The organism is Streptacidiphilus sp. PB12-B1b (genome assembly GCF_014084125.1).
Lineage (GTDB): Bacteria > Actinomycetota > Actinomycetes > Streptomycetales > Streptomycetaceae > Streptacidiphilus.
Window position 1 is genome coordinate 4,465,429 of record NZ_CP048405.1, and the last position, 12,071, is coordinate 4,477,499.

General features: G+C 73.2%; 9 protein-coding genes and 1 pseudogene. 3 read left to right on the forward strand and 7 right to left on the reverse strand.

Annotated features, from left to right (window positions below; translation table 11 throughout):
* The first annotated feature begins 177 nt into the window (after positions 1–177).
* On the forward strand, positions 178–1,803 hold the full coding sequence (locus GXW83_RS19765) for an AMP-binding protein (RefSeq protein WP_182444352.1): 1,626 nt from the start codon (positions 178–180) through the stop codon (positions 1,801–1,803).
* A gap of 24 nt (positions 1,804–1,827) precedes the next feature.
* Here the strand turns inward: GXW83_RS19765 and GXW83_RS19770 are convergent, their stop codons facing one another.
* Positions 1,828–2,685 (reverse strand): alpha/beta fold hydrolase, encoded by an 858-nt coding sequence (locus GXW83_RS19770; protein ID WP_182444353.1) that lies wholly within the window; start codon positions 2,683–2,685, stop codon positions 1,828–1,830.
* A gap of 22 nt (positions 2,686–2,707) precedes the next feature.
* The gene (locus tag GXW83_RS19775) at positions 2,708–4,003 is read right to left on the reverse strand and encodes a helix-turn-helix domain-containing protein (protein ID WP_225447116.1); all 1,296 of its coding nucleotides are present in this window, start codon (positions 4,001–4,003) and stop codon (positions 2,708–2,710) included.
* A gap of 391 nt (positions 4,004–4,394) precedes the next feature.
* Between GXW83_RS19775 and GXW83_RS19780 the strand changes: the two genes are divergently transcribed.
* Together GXW83_RS19780 and GXW83_RS19785 are read left to right on the forward strand one after the other, a co-directional pair.
* Complete coding sequence (locus GXW83_RS19780) at positions 4,395–5,351, forward strand: triacylglycerol lipase (protein WP_182444355.1); 957 nt, start codon at positions 4,395–4,397, stop codon at positions 5,349–5,351.
* A gap of 89 nt (positions 5,352–5,440) precedes the next feature.
* The gene (locus GXW83_RS19785) at positions 5,441–6,052 is read left to right on the forward strand and encodes a bifunctional 2-polyprenyl-6-hydroxyphenol methylase/3-demethylubiquinol 3-O-methyltransferase UbiG (protein WP_182444356.1); all 612 of its coding nucleotides are present in this window, start codon (positions 5,441–5,443) and stop codon (positions 6,050–6,052) included.
* Positions 6,053–6,095: 43 nt separating this feature from the next.
* On the opposite strand, the gene GXW83_RS19790 is transcribed toward GXW83_RS19785, so the two are convergent.
* The 5 genes and pseudogenes from GXW83_RS19790 to GXW83_RS19810 form a co-directional block, all read right to left on the reverse strand.
* Entirely contained in the window at positions 6,096–6,581 is a 486-nt protein-coding gene (locus GXW83_RS19790; RefSeq protein ID WP_182444357.1) for an ATP-binding protein, read from the reverse strand.
* A 451-nt stretch (positions 6,582–7,032) separates the two neighbouring features.
* Positions 7,033–8,534: pseudogene (locus tag GXW83_RS35385) on the reverse strand (APC family permease).
* A gap of 117 nt (positions 8,535–8,651) precedes the next feature.
* Positions 8,652–9,950, reverse strand: coding sequence for an iron uptake transporter deferrochelatase/peroxidase subunit (efeB, locus tag GXW83_RS19800; RefSeq protein WP_182444358.1), 1,299 nt, complete (start codon positions 9,948–9,950; stop codon positions 8,652–8,654).
* Positions 9,947–11,143 (reverse strand): EfeM/EfeO family lipoprotein, encoded by a 1,197-nt coding sequence (locus tag GXW83_RS19805; protein ID WP_182444359.1) that lies wholly within the window; start codon positions 11,141–11,143, stop codon positions 9,947–9,949. Before GXW83_RS19805 ends, efeB begins: the two co-directional genes overlap by 4 nt.
* 21 nt (positions 11,144–11,164) lie before the next feature.
* Positions 11,165–12,058, reverse strand: coding sequence for an alkaline phosphatase family protein (locus tag GXW83_RS19810; protein ID WP_182444360.1), 894 nt, complete (start codon positions 12,056–12,058; stop codon positions 11,165–11,167).
* Positions 12,059–12,071: the final 13 nt, after the last annotated feature.

The window sequence follows — 12,071 nt, forward strand, 5'->3', positions numbered from 1 at the left end:
GTGCTGGACTCCCGTTCCGCCGTGCCGGCCCGCCGTGCTCCGCACCCTACCGCCGGACGCCCGCCGATCTCGTGAAGATCCCTGTCCGAGCCGCTGCCGCGGCTCTAAGGTGCTGATGAGACGTGTACCAGCGCGCAGCCCGTCAGGTCCGCTCCCCCAGCCCTCCGAGGAGTTCCCATGGCCGCACCAGCCCCCAGCCTCGCCGCCGGCCCCACCGACAGCCCCCTGTTGGAGGAGACCATCGGCGGCAATCTGGACCGGACCGTCGCCGCCCACGGCGGGCGCGAGGCCCTGGTGGACGCCGCCTCCGGGCGCCGCTGGAGCTACCGCGAACTGGCCGACGAGGTGGACGCGGTGGCGCTGGGGCTGCTGGCGCTCGGGGTGGAGCCGGGCGACCGGGTGGGCATCTGGTCGCCCAACTGCCCGGAGTGGACCTTCCTGCAGTACGCCACCGCGCGCATCGGCGCGATCCTGGTCACCATCAACCCCGGTTACCGCGCCCACGAGTTGGAGTTCGTGCTGCGCCAGTCCGGGGTGCGGACGGTGGTGGCCCTGCCCTCGTTCAAGACCTCCGACTACGCCGGGATGCTGGCCGAGGCCGCGCCGCGCTGTCCGGCGCTGCGCGACACCGTGCTGATCGGCGAGGAGTCCTGGACGGCGCTGCTGGCGGCCGGTCGGGCCGGGGACCGCGAGCGGCTGGCGGCCGTCGGCGCCGGGCTGGCCCCGGGCGACCCGATCAACATCCAGTACACCTCGGGGACGACCGGCTTCCCCAAGGGCGCGACCCTCTCGCACCGCAACATCCTCAACAACGGCTACTTCGTCGGCGAGCTGTGCGAGTACACCGAGGCGGACCGGATCTGCGTCCCGGTCCCCTTCTACCACTGCTTCGGCATGGTCATGGGCACCCTCGCGGCCGTCTCGCACGGCGCCTGCGTGGTCATCCCGGCCCCGGCCTTCGACCCCGACGCCACGCTGCGCACGGTCGCCGCCGAGCGCTGCACCTCGCTGTACGGCGTGCCGACCATGTTCATCGCCATGCTCAGCGACCCGGGGTTCGCCGGGCACGACCTGTCCTCGCTGCGCACCGGCATCATGGCCGGATCGCCCTGCCCGACCGAGGTGATGCGGCAGGTGGTCGACCGGATGGGCATGCGGGACGTCTCGATCTGCTATGGCATGACCGAGACCTCGCCGGTCTCCGCGCAGACCCGGACCACGGACTCGCTGGAGCAGCGGGTGTCCACGGTCGGCCGGGTCGGGCCGCACCTGGAGGTCAAGGTGGTCGACCCGGCCACCGGCGCGATCCTGCCGCGCGGCGCCGACGGGGAGCTGTGCACCCGCGGCTACTCGGTGATGACCGGCTACTGGGACCAGCCGGAGCAGACCGCCGAGGCTGTGGACGCCGACGGCTGGATGCACACCGGCGATCTGGCCGCGATGGACGCCGACGGCTACCTCACCATCACCGGCCGGATCAAGGACATGGTGATCCGGGGCGGCGAGAACATCTACCCGCGCGAGGTCGAGGAGTTCCTCCACACCCACCCGGACGTGCTGGACGCCCAGGTCATCGGCGTCCCCGACGAGAAGTACGGCGAGGAGCTGATGGCCTGGGTCCGGCTGCGGCCGGGCGCGCCGGAGCTGACCGCCGACGCGGTGCGCGCCTTCTGCTCCGGCAAGCTCGCGCACTACAAGATCCCGCGCTACGTCCATGTGGTGGACGCCTTCCCGATCACCGTCACCGGCAAGATCCGCAAGGTCGAGATGCGGGAGGAGTCGGTGCGGCTGCTGGGCCTGTGACCGGCGGTCAGCGGCTTTCGGCGGTCACCGGTGGTCCGCGGCCACGGGTTTTCCGGCGGTGAAGTCCGCCACGGCGGCGGCCAGGGCGCTCGGCTGGTCCTCCGGGACGAGCGTCCGGCTGTCCGGGATCTCCAGGTAGGAGCCCTGCGGGAAGAGGTCGGCGAGCCGGCGGCCGTGGGCCGGGGGCATCACCCGGTCCTCGGCCCCCCAGACCACCAGCACCGGGCGCTCGAACGCGCCGGCCCGCTCCGCGGCCTCCAGCAGCCGGCCCGGGCGGGCGCCGAGCAGGTAGCGGCGCAGGTCGCGGCGGGCGTCCGGGTCGTTCAGCAGCGGGCCGGTCCAGCGGTCGGTGACCGGGCGCGGCACCGGCCGCTTGGACAGCAGGCCGTACGCCAGCGGCAGGCGGCGCAGCGCGGGCACCCGCAGCGGCGCGGCGGCCGCGGCCAGTCCGCCGGGCACCTTGGCCGCCAGCCAGATGGTGCGCCCGGGCAGGCCCGGCGGGAAGTTGTCGAACGCCTCCACGGAGACCAGCACCAGCCGGGCGATGCGCTCGGCGGCGGGCGCGCCGGAGACCGCCAGCAGCATGCCGGTGGAGACGTCGTTCTGCACCAGGGTGACCGCGGTCAGCTCCAGCGCCTCCAGGAACTCGCCCAGCAGCCGGGCCATGCCGTCCGGGGAGAGGTCCGCCCCGGGGCGCATGGGCCGCAGGTGCGAGCCGAGCGGGAGGGTGGGCACCACCACCCGGTGCTGTTCCGAGAGTTCGTCCACGACATGGCGCCACACGGTGCCGTCCATGGCGAGCCCGTGGACCAGGACGACCGCGGGGCCGTCGCCGGTGTCGGTGTAGTCGAGGGTTCCTGACGAGAGTTCGATCGCAGGCATACCTGACACTGTAGATGCTGGATCAGCTTCCGGTGCAGTACGGGTGACGGCTGATCAGTTTCTCCTGCAGCAGCCGCCCGCGCAGCGCGACCTCGAACTCGAATCTGGCGTCCGGGTCGTGCAGGTCCGCGCCGAACAACTGGTGCACCCGGTGCAGCCGCTGACGGGCCGTCTGCGGGTGGATGCCCAGCCGGACGGCCACCTCGGGAGCGCTCCCGCTGTCCGTCTGCAGCCAGGCCAGCAGGGTCGCCGCCAGCCGCTCGCTCTGCTTGGCGGTCAGGGCGGCCAGCGGCCGCAGCCGCCGCTCGGCCATCAGCCGCACCAGCGGCTCGTCGCCGAGCAGCAGCAGGTCGGGCAGGCAGTCGTCGCAGTTGAACGGCTCGGCCGGGGCGGCGTCGGCCGGGACGGGCGGGCCCGGGCGCAGGGCGGCCGCGCGGACGGTCCGGGCCCAGCGCAGCGAGTCGGCGGCCAGGCCGACCGGCACGGTCGGGCCGATCACCGCCTCCCGGCCCTGCAGTACCGCCCGGACCTGGCCGTCGCGCAGGAGCAGGGCCGGTTCCGGCACCAGCAGGTAGGGGTCGGGGCAGTCGAGGTCGGCCAGCACCGGGTCGGGCAGCCTGCGGCGGCGGCCGGCGGGCGGCGCGGGGCCCGGCGCGGGCGCCGGGGGCGGCCCCAGCGAGACGCAGGCGATCCGCTCCGGCAGCGGCCAGTCGGCGGCGGCCGCCGCCTGCTCCACCTCCACCGGATCGGCGGCGGTGACCAGCAGGTGCAGCAGCCGGACCCGGAGCCGGCCCTGGGCGCCGGCGTGGTCGGCCTTGGCCTCGGCGTAGCCCTGGACGGACGCCGAGGTGATCTCGTCGATGTGGGCGAAGATCGCCTCGGCGAGCAGGACCACCAGGTCGGGGCCGAGGCCGACCCGCCGGGCCACCCGGGCGTAGCGCCGCCAGGCGACCCGGGCGCCGAGCCGGTAGGCGGCCTGCAGCGCGTCCAGGCTGCGGCCCTCGGCCAGTTCGCCGCGGCCGAGGGCGCGGTAGACCCGCAGCCGCTCCTCGCCGAGGCCGCGGTCGCGGTAGCGGTCGCCGGGGGCCGCGCCAGCCGTGCCGACCGCGCCCACCGCGCCGCGCGGCGGTCCGCCGCGGCCGTCGATGAGGTCGGCGAACTCGGCCAGCGCGGTCTCCACGCCGTACTGGATTCCCGCGCCGAATTGCCCGGAGAGCGGCCGGCCGAATTCAGGGACCTGCCGCCGGATCTCCCGGATGATCTCGGCGGCCAGGGTCTCTCTTTCCTTCCTGACCTCGGCCGCGAAATTGCGTGGCAAAGCGGTCCACGGTCCGGCCACTCCATGCCTCTTCGTTCGGGGCCCCGTCCTCCGCCAAACAGGGCCGCCCGACGTGAGTATGCGACTATGTTACTGACGAGTCAATAGTTCTGACGTGGCTTTTCCCGGCTCTCGTGCGTGCCGCGAGGTGTGCGCCGCCGGGCGGTGCGGCAATGCGCCCGAGTCGTTCCCGCTAGGGCTGATGACAGTTCCCTAGGATGCCGCCGAGCGATAAATGGCATCTGGTCGAGCACTTCCCGTCGGCCCGCGCCGAGGCCGTTGACGGGATTGGCCGGCACTCCTAGCGTCCACGTCCGATCGCAGGTTCGACAATCCCACTCGATTGCGGACCGGATTTCCCGCAATTCCACGACAAGGGACAGGACTCGGCATGAAATCGGACAAGCGGAACGGCGGACTTCGGCTGCTCTCGGTCGCGGCGGCGGCAGCCGTGGGCCTGGCGATGGCCTGCGCGCAGCCCGCCGCGGCGGCGCCCTCCTACCCGGTGGACTACGACTTCGCCACCGGCGTCCTGGCCGGGGCGCTCACCCCGACCACGCCGCCGCTCGGCGCGGACGACTGGTCCTGCAGGCCGAGCGCCGCCCACCCGTACCCGGTGGTGCTGGTCAACGGCACCTTCGCCAACATGAGCGACAACTGGGGCGCCGCCTCGCCGCTGCTGGCCGACAACGGCTACTGCGTCTTCGCCTTCAACTACGGCGGCGCCTCGCCGAACTCGATCCTCCAGAGCACCGGTGACATCCCCACCAGCGCCGGACAGTTGGAGTCCTTCGTCAACCAGGTGCTGGCCGCCACCGGCAGCGCCAAGGTGGACCTGGTCGGACACTCCCAGGGCGGCATGATGCCGCGCTACTACATCAAGAACCTCGGCGGCGCGGCCAAGGTGGACAAGCTGGTGGCGCTGGCGCCCAGCAACAACGGCACCACCCTGGACGGCATCACCGAGCTGGGCAGACAGCTGAACCTGATCGACCCGATCAACGGCCTGCTCAACGGCCCGTGCGCGGCCTGCGTCCAGCAGGAGGACGGCTCGGCGTTCCTGACCGCGCTGAACGCCGGCGGCGAGACCGTCCCCGGGGTGGGCTACACCGTGATCGAGTCCACCGACGACGAGGTGGTCACCCCGTACACCAACGCGTTCCTGCCCGCCGCGCCCAACGTCAGCAACATCCTGCTGCAGAACCAGTGCTCGCTCGACACCACCGACCACCTGGAGATCGCGGCCGACCCGATCGCCCTGACCGACGTCCTGAACGCCCTCGACCCGGCCCACCCGCGCCCGGTCCCCTGCGAGGTGGTACTGCCGATCACCGGTCCGCTGTTCTGATCGACCCCGGCCAGTTGTCTTGATATAAAGAAGCTCGTCATCAAGACAACTGGTGCCGCCGAGCCGGCCACCGGAAGGGCGGGAGCAGCATGGACCCCAGGACCCTGGACGCCTACGAGCGCGACGCCGCCGACTACGCGGACGACTGGCACGCCCAGCCGGTCGACGGTGAGCTGCGTGAGGCGGTGCGCCGCCACTTCCGCAGCGGGCCGACCGCCGACATCGGCTGCGGCGCCGGCCGCGACACCGCCTGGCTCACCGGCGCGGGCTTCGCCGCCACCGGCTACGACGCCTCGCCCGCGCTGCTGGCCGAGGCCCGGCGGCGGCACCCGGGCATCCCCTTCGAGCACGCCGTGCTGCCCCAGCTGGCGGGCCTGGTCGACGGCTCGTTCCAGAACGTCCTGTGCGAGACCGTCATCATGCACCTGCCGCCGGAGGAGCTGGCCCCCGCGCTGCGGCGCCTCACCTCGGTCCTGGTGCCCGGCGGGACGCTCTACCTCACCTGGAGGGTCAGCCCGGGCGACGGCGGGCGCGACGGCCACGGCCGCCTGTACACCGGCGTCGACGCCGGGACGGTCCGGGCGGGACTCGGGCCGCACAGCGTCCTCGCCGACGAGGAGGTCACCAGCGCTTCCTCGGGCCGGACCATCCACCGCCTGATCGTGCGCACCGCCGGGCCGTCCTCGCCGCCGTCCCCGTGACCGCTCGCGCGGCCGGGCCCGGCCGGGCGGCCGGTTCCAGCGGTCAGGCGGCGACCGCGCGCGGGGCCGGGATCTCCGGCAGGGTCAGCTGGGCGAGCACCCGGGTGCCCTCGGGGGCGAGCGTCGCCGCCCAGTGCGTCGCGTACGCCTCGACCAGCAGCAGGCCGCGTCCGCAGCAGGCGTCGTCGTCCTCGGGGACGCGGCGCGGGCTGGAGCGCGGACGCCAGCAGCCGGTGTCCCTGACCTGCACGGTCAGGATGGCGCCGTCGAGGGTGAGCAGCAGGGCCACATCGGGGCTGCCGCTGTGCAGCAGCACATTGGTCACCAGCTCGCTGACCACCACCGACAGCGCCTCGTCGACGACGTCGGGGATCTCCCAGTGCCGACCCAGCCCGCGGGCGAAGCGCCGCAGCGCGGGCACGGACTCCTGCGTGGTCGGCATGACGCACATCGCCGGGCCCTGCCGGGTGGCGGTCCGGGCCGACCGGTGGGCGTCCGTGCTGATGGGCGGGGTATCAATGCTGATCATGTGCAGCTCCTGCACGGCCGGACCGGGCGGGCCGGGCGGCGTGCGTGGGGATGGTTCTACGGGACCGGTCGGCTGCCGGTGTCTGCGGCGCGACGGGTTCGGGGGCCGCCGACCGTGCGGCGGAGGGACGCCCCTCGTTCCCGGGGCGTCCGACGCGTGCGGTCAGGGGGTCGGCGACGTGGTGGCTCCCTTGGCGGCTACCCCATTGTGTGCGAGACCACACATCAATGTCTAGACCAGTTCGGCAGCAATTCACCCTGTCATCCGATCCACGAAAGTGCTGGTCAGCGGGGGTTCGACGGAGGGTCGGACGCAGTGCGTGAGCGGCCCGGGACTGGCTGTCGCGCGGAGCTTCGCCGCCCCGGCGGGCTGTGCCGTCACGGGAGCCTAACCAGCGGAGCCCGGTAGCGCACCACGAGCGCGCGCGGGCACCACCAGCGCGCGCGGGCGGTCAGCTGTCCGGTGCCGCTGCGGGGTGCAGGCCCTCGGAGGCGGTCAGCCGGCCGCCGAGCCGCGCCGCCGCGCCGGGCGCGACCAAGACGGCGACCACGGCCGCCAGCAGCCAGCACCCGGCCACGATCGGGAACCAGTGCCCGGGACCGGACGACGGGTAGGGGATGACGTTGCGGTAGAGGGTGTAGCCGAGCAGGGCCAGGCCCGCCAGCGGGATGGCCAGCTGCCACATCGGCACCGGCATCCGGCGCTGCACGAAGATCAGCCGGATCGCCCCTGTCGTCGTCAGCACATACGCCACCAGCAGGATCAGCGTCCCGATGGTGCCGCCCCAGACGAAGGTGGACTCCGGCACGGCCGAGAAGGCGACGATGCACAGCCCGAGGATGAAGGCCATGGTCACGCTGATCACCACGGCCGCGCGGGCGGGCGTGCCGCGCCCGGAGACCCGGCCCAGGCCGCCCTCGCCGAAGCCGTCCCTGCTCATGGCGAACAGCAGTCGGGCGGAGCCGACGGTGCAGGCCAGGCAGCAGCCGAAGGCGCTGACGGTGGCGCCGAGGGTGACCAGGTTGCCGACCCACGGGCTGAGGTAGCTCCCGCCCAGGTCGCCGACCAGGGAGCTGGAGCCGCCGAAGGCCCCCACCCCGGCGGCGCCGGTGCCGAAGCCCATCATCTCGACGGCGGTCACCACCACGAAGAAGACCCCGCCGAAGACCGTGGTGCCCAGGATCGCCCGGGGATGTCGCGGTTCGGGTTCAGCGACTCCTCGCCGAGGGTGGAGGCGGCCTCGAACCCGGCGAAGGACAGGAAGCCGAAGACCATGCCGAGGAACACCGCGGAGGGCGCGGTCCCGGCCGGGACCGAGAACACCGACAGGGTGAACCTGTGCCCGGCCGGGGCGTCGCCGACGATCAGCCGGATCAGCACCACGGCGGTCACGGTGAGGATCAGTGCGACCGTCGCCCCCTCGACGGTCAGCAGCACATTGGTGCCGCGCCGGACCGAGGCGACCGTCAGCCAGCAGGCCAGCACCAGCACCACGGCGGTGAGCAGGAACGGCGCGTCCGTCGGCGGGTGCGGCCAGGCGCCGACGCGCTGCAGGAAGGAGATCCCGAAGATGCCGACCACCGAGGAGGTGGTGACCCCGTAGAAGACGTAGGTGCCGATCAGCCCCCACCCGGCGACCACGCCGGTGCGCGGCCCCAGGGTGGCGCCGACGAAGGCGTAGACCGAGCCGGAGTGCTGGAAGTACTGGCACAGCCGGACGAAGACCCAGGTCACCAGCAGCACGCCCACGGCGGCGATCAGGAACGCCAGCGGCACGGCCCGGCCGACGCTGGGCTCGGCGGCCTGCGGGTTGATGTTGACGGCCATGCTGGGCGCCATCAGTGCCATCGACAGGCCCACCGCCTGCCACACGTTGAGCGTCCGGCGCAGGCCCGGTTCCGGGGGCGTCCCGGCGGGGTCGGTGGCGGTCGTCACGGGCGTCGATTCGGGCATTGCGGGAGTCCTTCCGCCGGGACCGGGCAGCGCGGGGCCGAGAGCACGCTACGAGTGTGCTGGCCGCGCGCGCCCGGCGTAAGAGGGCGCTCCCCCGCGGTTGCCGCTGACGGGCGGTCAGGCCAGCAGCCCCGAGCCGAAGTAGTCGCCAGCGCCGCGCACCCCGGGCAGCGCGAAGAAGTAGCCGCCGCCGGTGGGCTGGATGTAGTCCACCAGCGGCTCGCCGGCCAGCCGGCCCTGCACCGTCTCGAACTGGCGTACCACGTCCTGCTGGTAGCAGCAGAAGAGCAGGCCGACATCGAGGTTGCCGTCCAGGTCGACGCCCCGGTCGTAGGTGTAGCCCCGGCGCAGGATCTGCTGGTCGGCGGTGGCCCGGGTGCGCGGGTTGGCCAGCCGGATGTGCGCGGTGAGCGGGATGCGCAGGCCGTCGGGGTCGGCGGCGTAGTCGGGGACGTCGCTCTCCGAGGTGCCGTCCAGGGGCGCGCCGGTGTCGCGGCGGCGGCCGAGCATGGTCTCCTGCTCGTGCAGCGAGACCCGGTCCCAGAACTCGACCAGCATCCGGATGATCCGCACCACCTGGTAGGAGCCGCCGTCGGCCCAGGCCGGTTCGCCGCCGTGGCCGCCCCGGGCCCAGATCAGCGCGTCGGCCACGGCGGCGTCGGCGGTGTCGGGGTTGGCGATGCCGTCCTTGAAGCCGAGCTGGTTGCGCGGGGTTCCGGCCGGGCGCGGGGCGGCGCGGAAGCCGTCGGCCTTCCAGTTGATCTGCATGCCCGGACGGGTGTGCTTGGCGATGTCGCGCAGGGCGTGCATCACCGTGTCGCGGGAGTCGGCGCAGATCTGCAGGGAGACATCGCCGTGCAGCTCGGTGGAGCCGACGGTGTGGTCGTCGGGGAAGACCGGCATCGGCGCCAGCCGGGCCGGTTTGCGGGCGGCCAGGCCGTAGCGGCCGTCGAACAGCGAGGCGCCCACGCCCACGGTGACGGTCAGCCCGTCGCTGGGCACCACCGGCCCCAGCGTCTCGCTGTCGGAGGGCACGGACGCCACGCCGACGTCGGGCGGGGTGCCCCCGGCGGTGAGGAAGCGCACCCGGTCGGTGAGGGTGCGGAAGAGGTCCCGCAGCGCGGCCCGGTCGGGGGCGATGACGTCGAAGGACACGAAGGAGGCGGCCGTCTGCTGCGGGGTGAGGATGCCCGCCTGGTGCGGGCCCTCGAAGGCGATCCGCCGGCCGGACGCGCCCGTGCCCGGGGCGGAGGCGGCGGCGCGGTCGGCGGCGATCCCGCCGACGCCCAGCACCGCCGCCCCGGCCGCGCCCAGCGCGGCCCCGCGCAGGAACGAGCGCCGGTGCAGGTGCGGGCAGCCCTCGCCGGGGGCGTCGCCGGGGCGGCCGGCCGGGGCGGCTGCGGGGGTGTCGGTCATGCCGAGGTCCGTCCGGTGAGCAGGTCGGGTACCGAGGAGAGCTGTTCCAGCAGTGCGCCGAGATCGCCGTCGAGCCGCTGGCGTTGCGCCCGGGGCAGCTGCGCCACCGGTGTCCAGCGGCCGTCGGCGGCGCGGGCGCCGAGCAGGTCGTGCTGGACGGCGGCCGTCCAGCGGTCGATCGAGGCGAGCAGCGCCGGATCGCGCGGCGTGATCAGCGCGGTGACGGTCGCCAGGACGGCCTGGGTGCCCTGGGTGTTGGCGTAGACCGTGGCCAGGGTGGTGCCGCTGCCGTAGTCGTCGGCCCCGGAGAGCTGGAACTCCAGGGCGTTCTCCAGGATTTCGTGGCTGCGCAGCGCCAGGTCCCCCGGATCGGTGTCCTCGCTGGGGAAGTCGGCGATCAGGCCCTGCACGTTCTTCACCAACCCGGCTGTCAGCGGCCGCAGTTCGGCGGCGGACTGACCGTGCCACAGGCCGAACTCGATCCGGAAGAAGCCGGTCCAGGACGGGTCGGCGGTGCCCAGCGGCAGGCCGTCGGCGGTGCCGTTGATCAGGCCGTCGAAGTCCTGGAAGGTGTTGTACGCCGCGCCCAGCCGCTCGTAGTCCAGGTGCGCGGTGAGCCAGTCGGTCCGGGCCCGGGCGAGGTCGCCCGCGGCCAGGTCGGCGTCCAGGGTGCGGCTGTCGGCCAGCAGCAGCGGCAGGGCGTGCTCGACGTAGCGGCGGTAGGCGGCGACCGGCGCGCCCAGCGCCAGGTCGGGCATGGGCTGCACGCCGGGCACCGCGCCGCTGACCGTGCCGGTGACGGTGTGGGCGGCGGAGGTGAGCACCGTGCCGTCGGAGAAGACGCAGCGGAAGGCGTAACGTCCGGCGGTGAGCGTGGTGGACAGGGTGCGGGTGGTGCCCGGGGTGAAGTTCTGCAGCTCGGCGTAGACCGCGTTGTCGGACGGTTGGATCAGGTACAGCTCGAGCGGGTCGCGGGCCTCGTCCCGCAGCCGCAGCACCTGCCGGCCGGCCACCGGGCCGGAGCCGCCGGTCGCGCAGGCCCGCTCACTGACCACGATCACCGACCCGGCCGGGTCGGAGGCGGCGTCCGACGCGAAGGCGCCGCCGAGCAGGCCGAGCACGACGGCCGCGATACCCACCGCAGCCGTCGTGCGCAGCGACAGCCGTCGGCTGCCGTGGAATCTCTTCACCATGGCGCTGGTTCGGGGTTCCGGTCAGTTCCAGATGCCGGTGATCGGGGTCTGGCCCGCGCTGGAGCCGACCGCCTTGAGGCCGTACATCTGCTCCAGGGTGGCCAGCAGGTTGTAGTGGTTGACGGTCTGGTCGTAGCTGCCGGGGGCGACCGACTGGCCCACGATGATGGTCGGGATCTGGTTGTTCTCGGTGTAGTCGTCCTCGTCCCACTGGACGATGAGCAGGCTGTTGTTGGCCTTGGCCCAGGTCGCGTAGGCGGAGAGGTTGTTCTTCAGCCAGGTGTCGGCCTGGTTGATGGTGCCGTTGTGCATGTCGTCGTTGAGGTTGGGGATCACGAACGACAGCGTCGGCAGGCTGGAGTAGTCGGAGCTGGACGGGAAGGAGGTGAACGGCAGCGAGTCCGAGGTGGGGACGTTGCTGAAGTTGATCCACGGCGAGTGCTTGCGGGCGTAGTTGCCCGAGGTGCAGGTGGTGGAGCCGGTCTTCGGCAGGCCCTCGGAGTAGCCCTTGAAGGTGTAGCCGGCGGCGAGCAGCTCGGAGCCCAGGTTGGCCGTGTTCCCGGCGCTGACCGGGCAGCTGTCGGCGGTCAGGCCGTCGGTGCTGCCGGAGAACAGCGCCATGTAGTTGGGCTCGCTGGGGTGCGTGACCGCGAACGACGAGGTCAGCAGGGCGCCCTGGGAGGCCAGGGAGTTCATGTAGGGGGCGTCGGCGGTGTCGCCGATGATGTCGGAGTAGGAGTGGTTCTCCTCCATGACGACCACCACGTGCGCGGGGGTCGGAACGGTGCTCGCGGCGAGCTTGGTCGAGTCGGGGAGGGAGACCTGGTGGGCGTGGGGCGCAAGGGCGGCAGCACCGAGTGCGGCGGCGGCGGCGGTGGCGGCGAGCGGCCAGAGCGTGCGAGAGCTCAGACGCATGGGGTGACTCCAC

Coding starts and splice junctions, on each gene's coding strand:
- GXW83_RS19765 (WP_182444352.1), top strand. CDS start 178: ATGGCCGCACCAGCCCCCAGCCTCGCCGCCGGCCCCACCGACAGCCCC.
- GXW83_RS19770 (WP_182444353.1), bottom strand. CDS start 2,685: ATGCCTGCGATCGAACTCTCGTCAGGAACCCTCGACTACACCGACACC.
- GXW83_RS19780 (WP_182444355.1), top strand. CDS start 4,395: ATGAAATCGGACAAGCGGAACGGCGGACTTCGGCTGCTCTCGGTCGCG.
- GXW83_RS19785 (WP_182444356.1), top strand. CDS start 5,441: ATGGACCCCAGGACCCTGGACGCCTACGAGCGCGACGCCGCCGACTAC.
- GXW83_RS19790 (WP_182444357.1), bottom strand. CDS start 6,581: ATGATCAGCATTGATACCCCGCCCATCAGCACGGACGCCCACCGGTCG.
- efeB (WP_182444358.1), bottom strand. CDS start 9,950: ATGACCGACACCCCCGCAGCCGCCCCGGCCGGCCGCCCCGGCGACGCC.
- GXW83_RS19805 (WP_182444359.1), bottom strand. CDS start 11,143: ATGGTGAAGAGATTCCACGGCAGCCGACGGCTGTCGCTGCGCACGACG.
- GXW83_RS19810 (WP_182444360.1), bottom strand. CDS start 12,058: ATGCGTCTGAGCTCTCGCACGCTCTGGCCGCTCGCCGCCACCGCCGCC.